This is a genomic window from Shewanella marisflavi (assembly GCF_002215585.1).
Lineage (GTDB): Bacteria > Pseudomonadota > Gammaproteobacteria > Enterobacterales > Shewanellaceae > Shewanella > Shewanella marisflavi.
Genome location: NZ_CP022272.1, coordinates 3,075,142 through 3,094,811 on the forward strand (window position 1 = coordinate 3,075,142; position 19,670 = coordinate 3,094,811).

Sequence of the window (19,670 nt, forward strand, 5' to 3'; positions counted from 1 at the left end):
ACCAAGAGTTCTAAGCAACAGGTAAAAGATTAAAAAATCTAACCCTAAATCCTCAAAAAATCTCGCTGTTCTTTGTCATTGCTCACTGGCAATATGCGCTCTCTTTTTTTCCGACTGAATCGACAATGCAAGAAGCTGAATTTATCACCCTACTCTGGCTCATCGGCATACTGGCCGAGGCCATGACAGGCGCCCTATGCGCCGGCAGAAAACAGATGGATCTGTTTGGTGTGGTCATCATAGGCTGCGCCACAGCCATAGGTGGCGGAACCCTGCGGGACATTCTCCTGGGCAATTATCCCCTTATCTGGGTAGAGAATATTCACTACCTGCTGGCCATCGCCTTCGCTTCACTGCTGACTGTGATTATCTCGCCCGTGATGCGCTACCTCTCCAAGCTATTTCTTACCATAGATGCGCTGGGGCTAGCGGTGTTTTCCATTATCGGCGCCCAGAAGACCTTGATGTTAGGCTATAGTCCGACGCTGGCCATCGTCATGGGCGTCGTAACGGGCGTCTTCGGTGGCGTGATCCGCGACATTCTCTGTAATCAGGTGCCACTGATCTTTAAAAAGGAGCTCTACGCCTTGGTCGCGCTGACCACGGCTAGCCTCTATATCTTACTGCGCAGCTATGAGGTCGCCGAGTGGATTAACCTGGCCATCAGCCTGAGTGTCGGCTTTAGCTTCCGCATGCTGGCCATTCGCTACCACTGGGGTATGCCTAAGTTCGACTATCAGCATGGCAACCAGGACAGTCAGGCCCACTAAATGGGGTAGTGCTCAGCCTGGAGCGCCTACATTCAGGCACAAAAAAGGTCGGCAATTGCCGACCTTTCTCATATCAAATCACCAGGCTTATGCCGCTGGCGTCTCTTTGACATAGATATCCATCTGTGGATAAGGAATACCTATGTTGTTCTCGTCCAGTGCCATCTTGATCTGCTCTAAGATCTCAAAACGGGCTGGCCAGTAGTCGCTGCCTTTCACCCAAGGACGCACCACGAAGTTAACCGAAGAGTCGGCCAGCTCGGTCAGTGCCACAGTGTAAGCGGGATCTTTAAGGATGTAAGCGTTGTTATCGAGTACATGCTTAAGCACTTCCTTGGTCTGCTTAAGGTCGGCATCGTAAGACACACCAATCACTAAATCGATGCGGCGCGTCTCCATAGCTGAGTAGTTGGTGATGGTGCCATTCATGATTGATGAGTTAGGCGCCACAATCACCTTATTATCTGGGGTGCGCAGCTTAGTTGAGAAGATAGTGATCTCGTCAACCGTACCGGCAATACCTGCAGCCTCGATGTAGTCGCCTACGCGGCAAGGACGGAACAGAACCATGAGCACGCCTGAGGCGAAGTTAGATAGCGAGCCTTGCAGCGCCAAGCCAACAGCCAAGCCGGCGGCACCGATAACGGCAACCAAAGAAGCCGTTTGCACGCCAATCTGACCCAGTGTGGCGATCACGGTAAACACAAACACCAAGGCCCAGGCCATGTTGGCCACGAAAGAGACCACGGTTTTGTCAATCTTACGCTTATTCATCAACTTAGTGGTAAGCTTCTTAGCCACATTGGCCAGATACTTACCGATGATAAAGATGATAATGGCGAAGACCACCTTAAGACCATAGGTCACGATCAGATCAGGCGCCTGCTCGATATACTTATCCAAATTTTCCATGTAACGCTCCCTAATTAAACGGGCCAGTCATTATCTGGCCTCAACCATAAACTCAACGCGGCGGTTCAAGGCTCTCCCGCTCTCCCCTTCATTATTACTGATGGGCTCGCTGGCGCCTTTGGCGACGATTGAAAATCGCTCCGCCTGAAATCCATAATCTTCTACTAAAATCTGTTTTACCCGCTCGGCTCTCTGACGCGATAGTGCAAGATTGAAGGCTTCTGAGCCTATATTATCCGTATGCCCCACCAAGATAAGCCGTGCATTCTTGTGCTGCAAAAAAGTTTTCACCCGGGCCAGCTGCGACCACTGGGATATTGCTATCTCGGCACTGGCAAAGGCGAAATAGATGCTCACAGTCCCCTTATCACAGTCGGTAAGTAACTGTCCCTTAGCCATAAGGCACTGGCTATCGGCCTCTTGTATCTCACAGCCTCTGGCATCGACCGCCACATTAGCGCGCGTCTTAGGGCAAGCATCTTTACCGTCGGGCACGCCATCAAGGTCACTGTCAATGCCCCCTTGAGCGGCGATGGCGCCAGTGAACCACAAGCTGCCAAGCAGACTTAGCATCAAGCGTTTTAGCTTACGGGTAGAAGTCTTGCTCATTTCAAGCCTAGCCACTTTTAAGTTACTCATGCCGAAGGTACCTCAAAAGGCATGAAAAACAATCAAATATAAAGATGCAGACAGGAATACATTTTATATCCTTCTGCCTGCATCTCCAATATAAGAATATCTATCTAATGAAATTAATTCTCATTTTAGCCATTACTTAGCCAGTTAATGCCAGCTTATGCTTTCGAGTTAAGGCGTTGCCCATAAAACTTAGATCTTGCCCAATCAAAAAGCCAGTTAAAAATAATGGCATAGAAGAAAAACACCACGAGGAATACCGCTTCCAGCATCAGTGCCTGCCAAATAGCAATGCCCAGAAACCAGGCCACCGCAGGTACAGACACAAATACCAGGCCGCCTTCGAAACCCAGGGCGTGAACCACACGCAGCTTAAGCGAGCGCTTGGTGCGCTCATCCCCCAAATACCGATCAAACCAAAGGTTATAGCCATAGTTCCATATCATGGTATACAGGCTAAGACCCACACCGACCGCCGCCATCTCACCCAAGCTGTGACCAGTAAACCAGATAGCAATAGGCACCACAAATGCCAAGGCAAAGAGCTCAAACAGCGCAGCATGTAGGATTCTTTCTGTAGTAGACATTATCTGACCTCCAACAAATTAACTTGCGCCTATTTTCATCCCTAAATAAGATAGGTAAAAGTTAGATACCATCTGGTTTTACGATATGCCGACACTGGAACAACTGCAGCTCTTCTTAGCGACGGTGGAGACAGGCTCCTTCTCGGCCGCCGCCAGGCACCTTAACAAGGTGCAATCTGCCGTGAGCCAGCAGATCATCAACATGGAGATAGACTGTGGCCATGAGCTGTTCGATCGCTCTGGCCGCTATCCAATACTCACTGCGGCTGGAGAGGCCCTGCTGCCTCAGGCCAAGGCAGTGATCGCCCAGCACCTTAGGCTGCAATCACTTATCACCTCGCTTGACGCTGGCTTGCCACAGCAGTTCCGTCTGGCGATCGATGAAGGGGTGCCCTTCTCTGAGCTTAGCCAGCACCTGAATCTATTTGCCGATAAATATCCCTTGATCCAGCTTGAGCTTCGCACCCTGCCCAGTCGGGAGATCATCGAGCAGGTGAGGCAGCGAAGTGTCGATATGGGGGTGATTTTTAGTGAAGAGATTTACCCACAGCAGATAGATTTTGAATCTCTGGGGTCGGTGAAATTTGAACCTGTGGTCAGCCCACATCATCCGCTGGCTCAGGAGAAAATGAATAATCTCGACAGCTTAAAACTCTACCGTCAGCTCACCATTGGCAGCAAGCAGGGTCAAGAGTGGAGTTTTCAGGCGGAGCACTCGCCGCAGCTCTGGCTGGCAGACAATTATTATGCCCTGCTCGATTTGGCAAAGTCGGGTTTCGGTTGGGCGCTACTGCCAGAGCATCTGGCGCAGGAAGCCTTGGCCAAAGGGCAATTGCGGCATATTCCGCTCGACATGGAACAGATGGGCTGGATAGCCAACGTGGATTTGATTCAGCACAGCAGTGTCAACCAAGAGGTGAGTCAGGTATTTCGTCAAATCTTGCGGGCGGCCATCGCCTAACGCCTATAAAGTAGATAAGCCGAATCCGCTTACCCTGTCAGGTAGAGCATTTGCGGTTCATCCAGTGATGATAAGTGAGCTGAAAGAGGCGAGCCTATCGCCCGCCTATTGTATCTTTAGTGGCTCAGTGACGCCTGTTGATACCAGTGGCTCCAGGCAGGCCTTGATGAAGTGGCCAACTGAGATTGCAAGCCTTCAAGCAAACGAATCAATAATGCCCTGTCTTCACTCTTAGCTGAATAAAACAGGGGATCATAGAAGCAGCGACGTTGCAGCGGCTCTAACTGAGTGTCGAAGCCGCGATCCACACCTGAGACGCAAAGGTCGCGTGCCTTAAGTTGCAGTGACAGCGCCGCTTCGTCTTCCAGCAAGTGAGCGACCGGTCCCATGAGAAGAATTAACGCTAGGCGTCCTGGCGGATTCTTCTGCCAATGCTCAAGCTCGCCCGACTTGGCACCGCTCAATAGCTGTTGCCAATGAGTGAGTGTCTCCTGACTTAGCTCTTTCGCCTCGACACCCTCGCCCTTCTCATAGTGCTGAAACCACTGCTGTAAAAACTGTTCCACGCTGCCCCCTAGATACGATTAAATCATGAGTTTAAAAAGTCCTGGCCGAGGCAGCATAACACCTGGGCTGTACTCGAATAACTTGGACTTTGGTCGAATCCTCGAGGGCGCTACACTTTTATCGAAAAAAAAAGAGATAAAAAAAGCGACCTACAGGCCGCTTTAATCGCAAGATGATGGGCTATTTAGCCTCTTTCTGTGGTGGATAGTTGAGCATCATAGCCGCTACCGCCTTGTTAACCACTTCGACACGCTCTTCTGGCGTACTCTTATCCCGTATGGTATCGGCTACCGAGCCGCGCCAAATCAACTTTCCTGATTCTCTATTGATCATGTCCAGCACTAGGGTACCCACCTCGTACTCTCGCACCGTGGTCTGGGTACGTACACTGCTGCCCCAGCCCCAACCTGGGCCATAGTAATAGGGGTCATAACCAAAGTTGGTATTAAAGGTATCGACATTGATCTTCTTATCCACCTTGGTGAAGTAGTTCACCAGTATATCGGCGCTATCGGCTTCAACCTGACTTAGGCCCTTCATCTGCAGCTCACGATTAACCGCCTCACGGACACGCTGATCCATTAAGCCATCTAAGTTATAGGTGGTGTCATCAGTCTTCTTAACCACCCATGCATAGCTCTTTACCTCATCGAAATTGACTTTAGGATCGTAATCAGAGCTGGTTTTTAGTGTGCTACACCCAGATAAGGCCAGTGCGGCGGCTAAGATAATCACCTTTTTCATAAACTCTCCAGCATGTTTTAGACATGACTAATATCAGGATTTATCCTAAAGCTTACATAGCAAACCTCTGTTCTACAACTCTTCTTTATTGTAAATAACGATTCATTCAGCTTGACTTCAACAAACACCTAAATGATAATGATTATCAATTAAGGTTATAGAGGTTTTAGCCATGACTTGGTTTATCACTGCATTTATTATCGCCAGCGCCATCTTTATGTTTGCCCCAAAAACGTTGGCAGCTCCCATGGCCGACAATGCCAAAATTCAGCCGTCACAGTGGCTGCTTTTTACTCTGCCCTTGCTGTCACTCATCATCTTGATGATTGCCCTGGCATTAGGCTATACCTCAAGCCATGCCAGCATCGCCATAGGCTTCGCCCTGACGGGCTGCAGCGTAGCCATCAGCCGCTTTCACCGCTTTATTTTGCCCTGCGCCGCCTATACCGGCCTGTCACTAGTGATGTTAGCGCTGCAATATCTCTAATTTTTGCATGAACAGTTTTGCTCACTAATTGCGTCAGCACGCCTGTCGCCTTGGGATACCTCCCTGCATTTGGTATCTGTTTCTATCCATGACCACCTTAGGGTGGTCTTTTTTTTGTATCTAACGATTACTCCTCCCACAAGGGAGTTTCAATTTGATAAACTCAGGGTATCTTAGTTAAGCGTGTGATAGATGATGAGAATCGATCCCAATATCGCCCTGGTGTACAGCACAGATGGCGGCAAAATCGACCAACCCAAAGAAACCAAAGCCGTGCCCCAGGGCGACGGCATAGTCAGAATCCATAAAGACAGTAAGGGCCGTAAAGGCAAAGGCGTCTCTGTGATCAAGGGCTTGGGCCTGGATGAGAAAGAGCTTAAAGCGTTAGCACAGAAACTCAAAAAACAGTGTGGCTGCGGCGGCACAGTAAAAGAGTTCAACATAGAGGTGCAGACAGATAACAGAGAGCTGCTGAAAACCCTACTGGAAAAACTCAATTATCAGGTCAAACTGGCGGGTGGATAACCCATTGGAGTGCTAGATGGATAGTTTGCAAAATCATTTACTCATTGCCATGCCATCGCTCAAAGATACTTTCTTCGAGCGCAGCGTGATCTACCTGTGCGAACACAATGAGCAAGGTGCGATGGGGCTGATGATCAATCGCCCTATAGGGGTCGATGTCAATGAGCTGCTCAGACAGATGGAGCTGGATGATTTTCACACCATAGACAGCATTAACAGTAAGGTTGTGGTGGGCGGCCCCGTGGGGCAAGAGAAAGGCTTCGTACTGCACACGCCGCAAAATCAATGGAGCAACAGCCAGCAGATCAGCGACGATCTTATGCTCACTACCTCAAGAGACGTGCTCACCTCATTGGGCAGCAAAGAGGCACCGGAGCAGTTTATCGTCGCCCTGGGCTACGCGGGTTGGGGACGCCACCAGCTTGAACAGGAACTGGCCGACAACACCTGGCTCTCCATCCCCGCCAATACGGATCTTATGTTCAACACTGAGCACGATCAGCGCTGGCAAAAGGCCACCGAATCATTGGGCTTTGATATCTGGCAACTCTCATCCCAGACAGGTCACGCCTAACAGCAAAGGATAAAATTCGTTATGAGTTCAGCAAGTGTCTTGGGCTTCGACTTCGGCACCAAGAGCATAGGCGTCGCCATCGGCCAGCAGATCACCGGCAGCGCCACCCCCCTCGCCTCTCTCAAGGCCAACGACGGCATTCCCAGATGGGAAGAGATAGAGGCACTGATTAACGAGTGGAAACCCGACCTTATCGTCGTCGGCCTGCCCCTCAATATGGATGGTACAGAACAGGAGATGACCCAAAGGGCCCGCAAGTTTGCCAACCGCATCAACGGCCGCTTCGGCGTCAAGACCGCCACCCAGGATGAACGCCTCACCACCGCCGACGCCAAGGCCAGGCTGTTTGAAATGGGGGGCTACAAGGCCTTGTCGAAGGGCCAAGTCGATTCCATGTCGGCGGTGCTCATCATCGAAAGTTATTTCGAGAATCTCTATTAAGATTTGATGTTTAGATGGCGGCCAATCAAGGCCGCTTTTTGTTGCCCGACTTTTATTGCCTAGAGTTAGACTTACCCTTTTTAACCTATTCCCAAAGGTTGCTGGCTTTTATCTAGCTACCGCTAGCGTTAACCGTCACTGTTTTGAATTGCTTGGCAGCAGGTGCAGTGCAAAGACGCACCAATGTCGCGAACACAGAGATGTGTATGAGCGACCTTTTTGTGTATTGGAAAGGGCTTAACCCGGACTTAGTTTGTTCCTTAGTAAAGCTAACTGTAGCGTTAACCGTCACTGTTTTGAATTGCTTGGCAGCAGGCTTTATGTGCAGATACGCCTGTGAGACGCCGTGAATAAATCCCTTTAGGCTCTGCCGAAACATCCATGTTTCGTAAGCTCACCGGCGTATCTACACCCAGTTATCCATCTCTTCGATTGGACTGTATGGGAAAGTTCTAGACAAAAAAACGTTAGGCTTACAGAGCTAAAATTTGGCTTTCGAACAAAACTTCTATGGGATAACACCCGCATAACGGGTAATAACACGTAGGCTAAAATTGGAGCGAAGCGACTGAGCCTACGTGTTATTGTCCCAGAGAGCCTGCGAGCGAGTTCATGCGTTTGTTATACAAATTTACTTGCTACTGTCGCGTTCGTTAATTCCTTTCAATTTTTCAGCCGGTAGGCTGTTATATATATCTTCAATCTCTTTAGGTTCGGTGATCATTTTCTGGGCAATAAAATTTACGAGACGAAAAAGTTGATTAGCGATATCTCTATTATCATTTAAATCAATTGTTCCAGGATGCACTGCATCGTTACCTATAACTCTTACACTGTCTAATGCCTCTTGTACTTTGGGAGGCAAACCTTTTGCTACAAGAGCTTTAATATCCGCGTTAATATTCTTTCCCGGTTGTCCAAGGTGAGCACACAGCTTTTGTATGCCTAATCGCAATAAAGCAGCTGCTCCTCTTGGAGAAAGGTTTACAATAGTTCTCGCTTCCTCATAATCAAGTTTTACATCATTAGGTAAGTCTTCGTTTGGCCCTTCAACTGAGATATTTGAGGGGAATAGTAATGTGTCTTTGTGCCAAATTGTTGGAAAATTGCAGTGGTCACAGTAAGAAATTCTAAAACGATCGTCTTCTCTCTGTCCTCCATAACCACTAGATAGAGTTGAACCTTTCATAAAATACCACTGCTGTTTAGTATAAACATGGCAATTTGCACAGTTAAATGCATCACCACCTAAGAAAGGTGGAATATATTTACCCTTCATTCAAAACTCCATTTCGAGAATTCGTACAACCTTTAATTAGTACATATGTGCGTTGGACCAGTGAAAACGCGCATGGTTAACTAATTGTATTACAAAGAAGTTATCACCTTTACTTCAAATACACCATCCAGAAAAACGCGCATGCGCGTTTCCCAAACCTACTATCTACTTAACGAATTTCGTAAGTGATAGATTTTAAAGATATTTATTTAAACCGAAATGGGGAAACGCGCACGAACATAGGATAAAAACTTCTAAGCCAGAAAGTCGGTTTGCTACTGAACCACCGCCAACTTCCTAACTCATTATTGGGTAAAATAAAGTTATTTTTCAGCTCCCTGATCATACTAAACAAGGTCAAATCGAAGAGATAATTAACCCGGTGTAGATGCATCTGCGGACGTCGATGGCAGGGATGCCATCGTCGAGCCTCCACGGACGGATGCACGGCGTGTAGCAGATGTATCTGCACAAGAGCGAGCCGCAGGCTATTGATGACATTGACGCTCAGTGTTGCAATCACTGCCATAAATTGAAATGAAGCCGAAAGCTTCAAAAAATTGCAGCCACTCCCTCGAAGAAAGGCAGCGAAACTTCCTATAACAATGACTCTCGAAACGAGAGAAAAGTGAAGACTCAATATTCAAAAACAAAAATGCCGAGTCCTTTTCAAGACTCGGCATTTCACCAATGGCCACCTTGAGGCAACCAAGCCCCCCCTTTAACCTTCCCAGTTAAAGATAAGGCCTCACCAGATTCGCCATCATCTCAATATGATCATCCCTATCATTAAGACAGGCAATGTAACGATACTTTTCGCCACCCGCCTGAATGAACACTTCCCGATTCTCATGTTCAATCTCTTCGAGGGTTTCCAGACAGTCGGCGCTAAAGGCCGGACAGGCAATGGCAATATCATCGACGCCTTCTTTTGCCAAGGCTTCTAAGGTGGCATCCGTGTAGGGTCCAAGCCACTTGGCCTTACCAAAGCGCGACTGGAAGGTGGTGATATAGTCGCCATCGGTGAGTCCTAGACGCTCCACTACCAAACGGGTCGTCTTCTGACACAGGCAATAATAGGGATCGCCAAGGTGCAGGTTACGCTCGGGCATGCCGTGGTAAGAGAGCACTAACTTCTTCGGCTTACCATGTTGCTCAAAATCATTAGCGATAGAGTCCGCCAGCGCCGCAATATAGTCGGGATGATCATGATAAGTGTTGATAAAGTGCAGCGATGGCAGGTAGCGCCACTGGGCAAGCTCTTTGGTCAGGGCATCGAAGGCTGAGGCCGTGGTGGGCGCTGCGTACTGAGGGTAAAGCGGCAAGACAATAAGCTTGTCTGTGCCCTCACTATGCAAACGTCTCAAGGTCTCCTTGACGCTTGGCTGACCGTAACGCATGCAGAATGCCACATTGACGTCACTGCCACTCAATTGCTGCGCGAGCTTGTCCCTTTGCGCCTTAGTGATCGCCATCAAGGGTGAACCCTGCTCTGTCCAGATAGATTGATACAGGGCAGCAGACTTGGCCGGGCGCACTCTGAGTATGATGCCGTGCAATATCAGCATCCATAGCAGCTTAGGGATCTCCACCACTCTGGGATCTGATAAAAACTCCGCCAGATAACGGCGTACGGCGCCTGTGGTTGGCGCATCTGGGGTGCCCAGGTTCATCAGCAGCACAGTGGTCTTGCCGCGAGCGCCATGACCCTGCTGTTTGCTCAATCCAAAATAGTTAGCCAATTTGCTTCCTTGTTTTTACGCTAAGATGCCAATTACTTTATTGTGAACAGGCACCTGGGTGAATACCAAAATTTAAATTACTCGAATTAGGTCCCACTTTAACCATGGCTGACCTTATACCCAGCCAAAGTACGCAGCCAAGGCCTGTGAGGATCAAGGCTGACACATAAAAAAACCGATAAATGCTTTATCGGTTTTTCGCGAAGGCAATAACACCTAGTCGAGATCCAGCGTCACACCTTCCATAAAGCCTGAACTTGCAGACTCTGAGCTTTGCAGCTTAATCATCAAGCGCAGATCGTTTGGCGAGTCGGCGTGATGCAATGCATCCGAGTAGCTGATCTCACCTTCCACATAGAGCTTGAGTAGCGCCTGGTCGAAGGTCTGCATCCCCTGCTCGTTGGATTTCGCCATGGTTTCCTTAAGCAGATGCAGCTCGTTCTTCTGGATAATGCTGGAAACCCTTGGGGTGTTAATCAATACCTCGATCGCCGCACGGCGACCCGTACCGTCACTCTTTGGTACCAACTGCTGCGCCACAATGCCGCGCAGGTTTAACGACAAGTCGAACAGTAACTGCTGATGCTTACTCTCTGGCACCAGGTGCATGATGCGGTCCAGCGCCTGGTTAGCGTTGTTGGCGTGCAAGGTTGCCATACAGAGGTGACCGGTTTCGGCGAACGACAGGGCAAACTCCATGGTTTCCTGGGTTCGGATCTCACCGATCAGAATCACGTCTGGTGCCTGACGCAAAGAACTCTTTAGCGCAGCATCGAAAGAATCAGTATCTATACCTACCTCTCGCTGAGTGATGATGCTCTTGCGATGGTCATGGACAAATTCCACCGGATCTTCGATGGTCAGAATATGGCCGCGAGCATGGGCATTGCGATAGCCCACCAGGGCCGCGAGCGAAGTCGACTTACCCGTACCCGTACCACCCACCATGATGATAAGACCGCGCTTACTCATCACTAAGTCTTTCAAAATTGGCGGCAGATGAAGATCTTCGACTAGCGGGATCTTGGTCTCGATGCGACGCATAACGCAACCTGGCGACTCTCGCTGCCAGAAGGCGCTAACACGGAAACGCCCCAGATCCTTCTCGCCATAGGCGAAGTTACATTCGCGGGTCTCGTGAAACTCTTTGCGCTGAGCCTCTGTCATCAAGGCTTCGACAAACTCCAGTGACTGAGCCGGCGTAAAGGGATTTTCGGCAAGGGGTCGCACCTCACCATCAACCTTGGCGCTGGGAGGAAAACCAGCCGTGATGAATAGATCCGATGCCTTACGCTCTACCATCACCTTTAAAAATGGACGAACTTCCATAATCAAACCTTACTAGAAACTAGCGTTTTTATTAGAACTCTTAGACATTGCATCTTCACGGGTGATCAGGCCGCGATTGACCAGATTCTGCAAGCATTGATCCAGAGTCTGCATCCCGTGAGCCATACCCGTTTGAATGGCCGAGTACATCTGGGCCACCTTGTCTTCACGGATCAGGTTACGAATAGCCGGTGTACCCATCATGATCTCGTGAGCTGCCACACGGCCGCCGCCTACCTTTTTGATCAGGGTTTGCGAGATAACCGCCTGCAGTGATTCAGACAACATGGTACGTACCATACTCTTTTCACCTTCAGGGAAAACGTCGACCACACGGTCAATGGTTTTCGCCGCTGAGGTGGTGTGCAGTGTACCGAATACTAAGTGACCGGTTTCCGCCGCCGTCATGGCCAGACGAATGGTTTCAAGGTCACGCATCTCACCCACCAGGATCACGTCCGGGTCTTCACGCAGTGCGCTACGCAGCGCCGCGTTGAAGCTGTGGGTGTGTCTGTGCACTTCCCTCTGGTTGATCAGACATTGCTTATTCTGGTGCACGAATTCGATAGGGTCTTCGATGGTCAGGATATGGTCGTGACGGTTTTCGTTCACATAATCTATCATGCCCGCCAGGGTGGTACTCTTACCCGAACCTGTGGGGCCGGTTACCAGCACCAGGCCACGAGGGAAGCTGGCAATCTTTTTGAAAATATCGGGGGCACCGAGTTTTTCCAGGCTTAAGATCTCGCTGGGAATAGTACGAAACACCGCCGCGGCGCCGCGCGATTGGTTAAAGGCGTTCACACGGAAGCGAGCTAAATTGGGCACTTCGAACGAGAAATCTATCTCTAAGTGCTCTTCATAATCTTTACGCTGTTTGTCGTTCATGATGTCATAAACGAGGCTATGTACGCCTTGATGATCCAGGGCCGGCAGATTAATCTTTCTGACCTCGCCATCAACACGTATCATGGGAGATACTCCCGCTGAAAGGTGTAGATCCGACGCGTTGTGTTTTACACTAAAGGCAAGTAACTCTGTGATTTCCATAGTATGGGATATCCATTCAACCAAAAACTTACAACATGACAACAATAGCAGACAGACTGGCTGACGCCCACCAAAGAATCGCTCAAGCGGCGCAAAATTCATCACGTGACAGCAAGGACATACAGCTGCTGGCAGTCAGCAAAACCAAGCCTATTTCACAGATAGTAGCGGCATATGATGCCGGGCAACGGCTTTTTGGTGAAAACTATGTCCAGGAAGGGGAAGAGAAGGTTAATGCCCTACGTGAAAGCCACGGTGACATAGAGTGGCATTTTATCGGCCCACTGCAATCGAACAAGAGCAAGAGTATCGCCGAACATTTTGATTGGATGCATACCCTGAGCCGAGAAAAAATCGCCAGACGCCTGAGCGAGCAGCGCCCAGAGGATCTGCCGCCGCTTCAGGTCTGTATACAGGTGAATATCAGCCAGGAAGAGAGTAAGTCGGGAGTCTCGCCAGAGGAGATAGCGCCGCTGGCCGATGCTATCTCGGCCCTGCCCAAGCTGACACTCAGAGGGCTAATGGCCATTCCGACCGCCACCTCTGATCAATCGGTACAGCAGGCTGAGTTTCGCCAAATGCAAACCCTGTTTAAACAGCTACAACAGAGCTATCCGGCAATTGATACCCTCTCCATGGGAATGAGCCAAGATCTGGAACTGGCTATCGCCTCGGGCTCGACCATGGTGCGTATCGGCAGCGCCATCTTTGGCGAGCGCGACTACGCCAAAGCTTAAGCTTTGGCCTTGTAATTTAACCCAGTGCCCAAATATAGATAATTAGACGAATAAATAGAGAGCCTTATGACACAGAAGAAGATTTGCTTTATCGGCGCAGGAAACATGACCCGCAGTATCACCAGTGGCTTGGTAAAAGGCGGCTATGCGCCGCAGCTGATTCATGCCACCAACCCCAGCGAGGCCAAGCTGGTCGCCCTGAAAAATGATTTAGGCATCATAGTCTCCCACGACAATCTTAACGCGGCCAAAGATGCCGATGTTATCGTGCTAGCGGTGAAACCTCAGCTGATGCAGCAGGTGTGTGAAGAGATGAGCGGCCTAGATCTCAAAGATAAGCTGATTGTCACCATCGCCGCAGGTGTCACGGCCGAGCGTTACCATAGCTTCTTTAAGCAGCCAATAAAGCTTATCCGCACCATGCCCAACACTCCCACTCAAATCGGCCTTGGCATGACAGGCCTCTATGCCCAGCCAGGGGTAAGTGAAGCCGATCGCCAGCTGTGTGAGCAGATCATGAAGACGGGTGGCGAAGTAGTCTGGGTCGAAAAGGAAGATGATCTCAATCAAGTTATCGCCCTCGCAGGCAGCTCTCCGGCCTATTTTTTCCTTATGATGGAGGCTATGATTGACAGTGCCAAACAAGATGGCGTCGATGAGCAAACCGCCAGAGAGATGGTGCAGCAGGCAGCCTTAGGCGCGGCCTCTATGGTAAAGCAAAATCCGCAGCTTTCTCCGGCGCAGTTAAGAGAAAATGTCACCTCTAAGGGCGGCACCACGGCGCAGGCGCTGGCGGCGTTCGAACGCGCAGGTCTAAGAGAGATAGTGCGCACCGCCATGCATGACTGCATGGACAGAGCCCAGGAGATGGCAAAACAGTTTTAGGTCTAGCCCTTTTTTATTCGAACAGATTCATTCGATACATATAAGTAGAGAAACACAATGGATGCATTTAGCTTTTTAGTGAACACCCTGTTTGACCTGTACCTTATGGTGGTCATTATTCGTATCTGGCTGCAGCTTGCCCGCGCCGATTTTTACAACCCCTTCAGTCAGTTTGTCGTGAAGGCGACCCATCCTATCGTCGGCCCTATGCGTCGCGTCCTGCCGCCATTGGGCAGTTTAGATACGGCTTCTGTGGTACTCGCGCTTGCGGTGGTCGTGATTAAGTTTGTGATCCTCAGCCTGATGGCGGGCGCTGATATAAACCTGCCGATCATACTCCTGGTAGCCCTGGTCTCTGTGATTAAGCAGGCAGGCGTCTTGCTGTTTTGGATGCTTATCCTGCGGGCGATTCTTAGCTGGGTCAGCCAGGGACATAACCCGATTGAGATGGTAATGGCGCAATTGACTGAGCCACTGGTTGCTCCAATACGCCGAATCATTCCCCCCATGGGCGGCCTGGATTTCTCTGTAATGATCTTCATGTTCGGCCTGATCTTTATCAACAAGTTGCTGTCTCAATACGTTCCCTTCTGGGCCAACGTCTAGATGCCACCCGTAACACGAGAGCAGGAAGATCTATTAATCAGGCTCTATATTCAGCCGAAAGCCAGCCGGGACCAGATCATTGGTCCCCATGGCGACGAGCTTAAGGTTGCCATTACCGCTCCCCCCATCGACGGTAAGGCTAATGCCCACCTTTGCAAGTTTCTGGCGAAGCAGTTTAAAACTGCCAAGGGCAATATCCTTATCGAAAAGGGGGAACTGGGGCGCCACAAGCAAATCCGCGTGTTGATGCCCAAGGCGATCCCTGAGGTGATTGCGACCTTAATCCCATGAAATGTGTAAGCAAATAAAGCCAGCGGCCCCAGGTTAAGACTTTAATAGCTATACTAGAATCAATTGTTCCGTGACAGGAGTCCACCATGATACGTACCCTTTTCTGTGCCTTGGCGCTTATGCTGCTTTCCATGAGCAATGCCTTTGCAGAGCAAAAACAGACAGTCGGTAATTTCGATATTCACTATGTTGCCCTGGGCAGCACCTTTATTACGCCATCGATTGCTAAGACCTATGGCATCACACGCAGTAGCTATACCGGGCTGATTAACATCTCGGTGCTGGATACCAATGCCGAGGGCAATCCGGCCGTGCCCGTGGAGATCTCAGGGATCGCCAACAACCTGCTCGATGCCAGGGTTGAACTGTCATTTAAAGAGATCCGCGAAGGTGATGCTATCTACTATATTGCCGAGGTGCCCTACCGTGACGATCAGGAGATCAACTTTCAGATCGCCATCAAGCATGGCAATAAGCTCAACACTCAGCTGAAGTTTAAGCAGAAATTCTACGTCGATTAATCAGTCAAAACCGATAGCTCTCAATAACGCCGCGCACTTAGATTCGCGGCGTTATTTTTGCTGGCTTTGCTCTATCGTTTCCCGCCCAGCTTGGGTATCATTGCCGCCAATGAAACCTGCCACAATGAGTCACTAAACATGAATCAAATCGTACTAGCCAGCGGCAACAAGGGGAAACTGAAAGAGTTTGCCGAGATCCTCGCCGAATATGGCATAGAGGTCCTGCCTCAGAGCCAATTCAATGTCGAAGAGGTACCGGAGACGGGCACCACCTTCGTTGAGAATGCGATCATCAAGGCGCGTCATGCCGCCGAGGTCACCGGCCTTGCCGCCATCGCCGACGACTCAGGTTTAGAGGTGGATGCGCTTGAAGGCGCACCAGGGATCTACTCCGCCCGTTACGGCGGCGAAGGGGCAAGCGATAGCGACAACTACACTAAGTTGCTCGGCGCCCTAGGAGATTCAGACCAGCGCCGCGCACGCTTTCAGTGCATCTTGGTCTATATGCGCCATGCCAAAGATCCTACTCCCATCATCTGCCAGGCGTCTTGGGAAGGCACCATAGGTTTCGAGGCTAAGGGTGACAATGGCCACGGCTACGACCCTATCTTTATTCCCGCTGAGCATGAATGCAGCGCCGCCGAACTGAGCAGCGATGAGAAAAATGCCCTCAGCCACAGGGGCAAGGCGATGCAACTGCTGCTAAGCGAACTTAAGGCTAAGGGTGTATTAGGTTAATGCTACAGCTACCTCCGCTCAGCCTCTATATTCATATTCCCTGGTGCGTGCAGAAATGTCCCTACTGTGACTTCAACTCCCATGGACAGCATGGTGAGCTGCCGCAGCAAGAGTATGTCGATGCGCTACTAGCGGACTTAGCAGCCGATGCCGCTTATGTTCAGGGACGTAACCTGCACTCCATCTTTATCGGTGGCGGTACTCCGTCTTTGTTTGATGCCAGTCAGATTAAGCGTCTGCTCGAGGGCGTCGCTGGGCAGATCCCTTTTGCAGCGGATATAGAGATCACCATGGAGGCCAACCCAGGCACGCTGGAACATGACGACTTTAGCGCTTATCGCGCCGCCGGCGTCACTCGACTCTCCATAGGAGTCCAGAGTTTTTCCAGCGATAAACTCAACCTCTTGGGCAGGATACACGATAAGCAGGAGGCTGAAGTCGCGGCAAGCAAGGCGGCCGAGGCTGGCTATCAAAGCTTTAATCTCGATCTGATGCATGGCCTACCAAACCAAAGCTTTGAAGAGGCGATGCGTGATATCGACACGGCGGCGGCGCTTAATCCGCCTCATCTCTCCTGGTATCAGCTCACCATAGAGCCCAATACCCTGTTTCACTCTAAGCCCCCTCAGTTGCCTGACGATGAAGATCTTTGGCAGATCTATGAGCAAGGTCAACAGCGCCTCAAGGCACTCGGCTATGAACAGTATGAGATCTCCGCCTACGCCAAGCCGGGATATCGTTGTCGCCACAACCTCAACTATTGGCAATTTGGTGACTATCTGGGCATTGGCTGTGGGGCCCATGGCAAGATAACCACTGCCCAAGATCAGCGTATCTGGCGCACGGTCAAAATAAAGCACCCCAAGGGCTACCTTGGTGCCAGTGATTACCTTTTCGATAAGAGCGAGGTATTGCCAGAAGACAGGGCATTGGAATATCTGATGAACCGCCTCAGGCTAATGTCACCTATTCCCAAAAGTGAATTTGAAAGCCGCACCGGCTTGTCCGCCCAGGTGCTCGATGAAGGTATGGCACGCGGCGCCGCCAAAGGCCTGGTCATTATCGGCGAGGAGCATTGGCAACTCACAGCCAAAGGCAACATGTTCGTCAATGAACTCCTTGGACTCTTTTGCGAATAATCTTTCCCCTCATCAGAGGGGAATAGAAACATTTTCTAACACTTAGTTCGCATATTTAATTGTCAGCTTTATTAGGATAATGGGCACCAAACAACGGAAGCCCTACTTATGCCTATAAAAACAAAAACGACAATTATCGCCTTCTCTCTGGCGACCCTTATTTCCGGCGCCCTTCACGCCGCTCCTATCTCTCTATTACATAGTGCCTCTGAGCCAAGCGCCCAGTTGAGCACTCAGGAATCATTAAAAGCCAATCAACTGTTTGAAGCCATCTTCATGGAGAATGTGATGGCCAGCCCCATCCGACAGACACACCTGGGGATTAAGAAAGACTACGACAAGTGGGATGAGCGTGGTGAAGCCGCCGATAAGGAGAGCCTGGCACGTAACAAGAAACACCTTGCTCAACTTAAGCAGCTAGATATCGCTAAACTCAATGCACAGACTCGCTTAAGCTATGACCTGCTGACCCAAAAGCTTGAAAACAGCATCAGCGATTATAAATGGCGCTTGTACAGCTACCCGGTAAACCAGATGTACGGTGGTCACTCTATGGTGGCCTCTTTCCTGATTAACCAACACCAAATAGACAGCGTCTCAGATGCCAAGGCCTATATCAGTCGACTCAATGGTGTGCCTCGCTATATGCAGCAGCTAGAGGCTGCGCTGGAAGAGCGCGCCAAGGTGGGGATCATCGCGCCTAAGTTTGTCTTCGCCTATGTGTTATCCGACAGCCGTAATATCATCAATGGCGCCCCCTTTAACCAGGGAGAGGATAGCGCCATCTGGGCAGACTTTCAGCGTAAAGTCGCCAAGTTAGCCATAACAGAAAGCGAGCAACAGCAGCTACTTGATGAAGCTAAACAAGCTCTCACCGCTCAGGTTAAGCCTGCCTATGACAAGCTGATCGCTTACATAGAAACCCTTGAGAAGCGCGCCAATACCAAAGATGGGGTGTGGAAGTTCAGAGATGGCGAAGCCTTCTATGACAATGCCTTGGCACGCACTACAACCACAGATATGACTGCCGATAAGATCCACCAGCTGGGTCTTGCCGAGGTCGATCGTATCCACCAAGAGATGCGCGCCATCATGAAGAAGGTCGGCTTTGAAGGCGATCTTAAGGCCTTCTTTAAATTTATGCGCGAAGATAAACAGTTCTACTATCCAGATACTGAAGAAGGTCGCAGCGCCTACTTAAATGACGCCAAGACGCTGATCGATAACATCTCTTCCCGTCTGGATGAGGTGTTTTATGTTAAGCCCAAGGCGCCCATGATAGTCAAGCGCGTCGAAGCCTTTAGAGAAAAGTCGGCGGGCAAGGCCTTCTACAACCAACCTACCCCAGACGGTAGCCGCCCAGGCACCTACTACGCCAACCTTTACGACATGGAGGCCATGCCCAAGTATCAGATGGAGGCACTTGCCTATCATGAAGGTACCCCTGGCCACCACATGCAAATAGCCATCGCCCAGGAATTGGAGAGCATTCCTAAGTTCAGAAAGTTTGGCGGCTATACAGCCTACATAGAAGGCTGGGGACTCTACAGTGAGTACTTCCCTAAGGAGATGGGCCTGTATCAAGACCCTTACTCTGATTTTGGTCGCTTGGCCATGGAGCTGTGGCGCTCATGCCGTCTGGTCGTCGATACCGGCATACACGCTAAGAAGTGGACCCGCGAGCAGGGCATTCAGTATTACATGAATAATACCCCTAACGCCGAGTCTGATGCAGTTAAGATGGTCGAGCGCCATATTGTGATGCCATCTCAAGCCACAGCCTACAAGATTGGTATGCTAAAGATTGTCAATATTCGCGAGAAGGCCAAGGAGATCATGGGAGACAAGTTCGATATTCGTGAGTTCCACACCTTAGTGCTTAAGAATGGTCCGCTACCCTTGGATATATTGGAATCTAAGGTGATGAACTGGGCCAACAATGCCTAAGTCGCTAATACTTAAGTCACTAATGCTTAAGTCACTAATGCTTAAGTCACTAATGCTTAAGTCGACAATGCTTTATTGAACAATGTTTCATAGCCTCATTAAAAAGGCCGCTCCTTTGAGCGGCCTTTTTATCTAAGTGCTATCTTAAGTGGCATCTTAATGCCTTTCTGAGTGCAGCAATACTTGGGCGATGAACGATGGA

General features: G+C 49.9%; 23 protein-coding genes. 14 read left to right on the forward strand and 9 right to left on the reverse strand.

The genetic code is table 11. The features are described 5' to 3' along the window. The first annotated feature begins 125 nt into the window (after window positions 1–125). On the forward strand, window positions 126–770 hold the full coding sequence (locus CFF01_RS13620; protein ID WP_088905151.1) for a trimeric intracellular cation channel family protein: 645 nt from the start codon (window positions 126–128) through the stop codon (window positions 768–770). Between the two features lie 87 nt (window positions 771–857). On the opposite strand, the gene CFF01_RS13625 is transcribed toward CFF01_RS13620, so the two are convergent. From CFF01_RS13625 to CFF01_RS13635, 3 genes are all read right to left on the reverse strand, one after another. Beyond that, window positions 858–1,682 carry a mechanosensitive ion channel family protein gene (locus CFF01_RS13625; RefSeq protein ID WP_033538621.1) on the reverse strand — a complete coding sequence of 275 codons (825 nt, stop codon included), beginning with the start codon at window positions 1,680–1,682 and terminating at the stop codon, window positions 858–860. Between the two features lie 30 nt (window positions 1,683–1,712). Next, window positions 1,713–2,321: an OmpA family protein gene (locus tag CFF01_RS13630; protein WP_088905152.1), complete on the reverse strand. Its 609-nt coding sequence runs from the start codon at window positions 2,319–2,321 to the stop codon at window positions 1,713–1,715. A gap of 155 nt (window positions 2,322–2,476) precedes the next feature. Further along, on the reverse strand, window positions 2,477–2,905 hold the full coding sequence (locus CFF01_RS13635; protein WP_033538623.1) for a PACE efflux transporter: 429 nt from the start codon (window positions 2,903–2,905) through the stop codon (window positions 2,477–2,479). Window positions 2,906–2,990: 85 nt separating this feature from the next. Between CFF01_RS13635 and CFF01_RS13640 the strand changes: the two genes are divergently transcribed. Next, window positions 2,991–3,866, forward strand: coding sequence for a LysR family transcriptional regulator (locus CFF01_RS13640; protein ID WP_088905153.1), 876 nt, complete (start codon window positions 2,991–2,993; stop codon window positions 3,864–3,866). Window positions 3,867–3,982: 116 nt separating this feature from the next. Here CFF01_RS13640 and CFF01_RS13645 read toward each other — a convergent pair whose 3' ends face one another. Beyond that, window positions 3,983–4,432 (reverse strand): DUF924 family protein, encoded by a 450-nt coding sequence (locus CFF01_RS13645; RefSeq protein WP_033538625.1) that lies wholly within the window; start codon window positions 4,430–4,432, stop codon window positions 3,983–3,985. Window positions 4,433–4,613: 181 nt separating this feature from the next. Then, complete coding sequence (locus CFF01_RS13650; RefSeq protein ID WP_088905154.1) at window positions 4,614–5,177, reverse strand: DUF4136 domain-containing protein; 564 nt, start codon at window positions 5,175–5,177, stop codon at window positions 4,614–4,616. A 172-nt stretch (window positions 5,178–5,349) separates the two neighbouring features. Between CFF01_RS13650 and CFF01_RS13655 the strand changes: the two genes are divergently transcribed. The 4 genes from CFF01_RS13655 (at window position 5,350) to ruvX (ending at window position 7,204) form a co-directional block, all read left to right on the forward strand. Then, window positions 5,350–5,664 (forward strand): hypothetical protein, encoded by a 315-nt coding sequence (locus CFF01_RS13655; RefSeq protein ID WP_088905155.1) that lies wholly within the window; start codon window positions 5,350–5,352, stop codon window positions 5,662–5,664. A 195-nt stretch (window positions 5,665–5,859) separates the two neighbouring features. Continuing rightward, window positions 5,860–6,189 (forward strand): stress response translation initiation inhibitor YciH, encoded by a 330-nt coding sequence (yciH, locus tag CFF01_RS13660; protein ID WP_033538653.1) that lies wholly within the window; start codon window positions 5,860–5,862, stop codon window positions 6,187–6,189. Window positions 6,190–6,205: 16 nt separating this feature from the next. After that, window positions 6,206–6,763: a YqgE/AlgH family protein gene (locus tag CFF01_RS13665; RefSeq protein WP_088905156.1), complete on the forward strand. Its 558-nt coding sequence runs from the start codon at window positions 6,206–6,208 to the stop codon at window positions 6,761–6,763. 21 nt (window positions 6,764–6,784) lie between these two features. Continuing rightward, entirely contained in the window at window positions 6,785–7,204 is a 420-nt protein-coding gene (gene ruvX / locus CFF01_RS13670; protein ID WP_088905157.1) for a Holliday junction resolvase RuvX, read from the forward strand. Window positions 7,205–7,835: 631 nt separating this feature from the next. On the opposite strand, the gene CFF01_RS13680 is transcribed toward ruvX, so the two are convergent. From CFF01_RS13680 to CFF01_RS13695, 4 genes are all read right to left on the reverse strand, one after another. Continuing rightward, window positions 7,836–8,483 carry a DUF4145 domain-containing protein gene (locus tag CFF01_RS13680; protein WP_088905159.1) on the reverse strand — a complete coding sequence of 216 codons (648 nt, stop codon included), beginning with the start codon at window positions 8,481–8,483 and terminating at the stop codon, window positions 7,836–7,838. Between the two features lie 734 nt (window positions 8,484–9,217). Then, the gene (hemH, locus tag CFF01_RS13685; RefSeq protein WP_088905160.1) at window positions 9,218–10,225 is read right to left on the reverse strand and encodes a ferrochelatase; all 1,008 of its coding nucleotides are present in this window, start codon (window positions 10,223–10,225) and stop codon (window positions 9,218–9,220) included. Between the two features lie 216 nt (window positions 10,226–10,441). After that, entirely contained in the window at window positions 10,442–11,554 is a 1,113-nt protein-coding gene (locus CFF01_RS13690) for a PilT/PilU family type 4a pilus ATPase (protein ID WP_033539856.1), read from the reverse strand. Window positions 11,555–11,566: 12 nt separating this feature from the next. Then, complete coding sequence (locus CFF01_RS13695; RefSeq protein WP_033539855.1) at window positions 11,567–12,604, reverse strand: type IV pilus twitching motility protein PilT; 1,038 nt, start codon at window positions 12,602–12,604, stop codon at window positions 11,567–11,569. 35 nt (window positions 12,605–12,639) lie between these two features. On the opposite strand from CFF01_RS13695, the gene CFF01_RS13700 reads away from it, so the two are divergent. The 8 genes from CFF01_RS13700 to CFF01_RS13735 all read left to right on the forward strand — a co-directional run bounded on the left by CFF01_RS13700 (window position 12,640) and on the right by CFF01_RS13735 (window position 19,468). Beyond that, the gene (locus tag CFF01_RS13700; RefSeq protein ID WP_088905161.1) at window positions 12,640–13,341 is read left to right on the forward strand and encodes a YggS family pyridoxal phosphate-dependent enzyme; all 702 of its coding nucleotides are present in this window, start codon (window positions 12,640–12,642) and stop codon (window positions 13,339–13,341) included. Window positions 13,342–13,407: 66 nt separating this feature from the next. Then, window positions 13,408–14,226, forward strand: a complete 819-nt coding sequence (gene proC / locus CFF01_RS13705) for a pyrroline-5-carboxylate reductase (protein ID WP_088905162.1) — start codon at window positions 13,408–13,410, stop codon at window positions 14,224–14,226. 57 nt (window positions 14,227–14,283) lie between these two features. Next, window positions 14,284–14,832, forward strand: a complete 549-nt coding sequence (locus CFF01_RS13710) for a YggT family protein (RefSeq protein WP_033539852.1) — start codon at window positions 14,284–14,286, stop codon at window positions 14,830–14,832. Continuing rightward, on the forward strand, window positions 14,833–15,123 hold the full coding sequence (gene yggU, locus CFF01_RS13715; RefSeq protein ID WP_088905163.1) for a DUF167 family protein YggU: 291 nt from the start codon (window positions 14,833–14,835) through the stop codon (window positions 15,121–15,123). A gap of 86 nt (window positions 15,124–15,209) precedes the next feature. After that, on the forward strand, window positions 15,210–15,644 hold the full coding sequence (locus tag CFF01_RS13720) for a DUF4426 domain-containing protein (protein ID WP_088905164.1): 435 nt from the start codon (window positions 15,210–15,212) through the stop codon (window positions 15,642–15,644). Window positions 15,645–15,782: 138 nt separating this feature from the next. Next, window positions 15,783–16,382 (forward strand): RdgB/HAM1 family non-canonical purine NTP pyrophosphatase, encoded by a 600-nt coding sequence (rdgB, locus tag CFF01_RS13725; protein ID WP_088905958.1) that lies wholly within the window; start codon window positions 15,783–15,785, stop codon window positions 16,380–16,382. Next, window positions 16,382–17,521 carry a radical SAM family heme chaperone HemW gene (gene hemW, locus CFF01_RS13730; protein WP_088905165.1) on the forward strand — a complete coding sequence of 380 codons (1,140 nt, stop codon included), beginning with the start codon at window positions 16,382–16,384 and terminating at the stop codon, window positions 17,519–17,521. Before rdgB ends, hemW begins: the two co-directional genes overlap by 1 nt. A gap of 108 nt (window positions 17,522–17,629) precedes the next feature. After that, window positions 17,630–19,468 carry a DUF885 domain-containing protein gene (locus CFF01_RS13735; protein ID WP_088905166.1) on the forward strand — a complete coding sequence of 613 codons (1,839 nt, stop codon included), beginning with the start codon at window positions 17,630–17,632 and terminating at the stop codon, window positions 19,466–19,468. Window positions 19,469–19,670 lie beyond the last annotated feature (202 nt).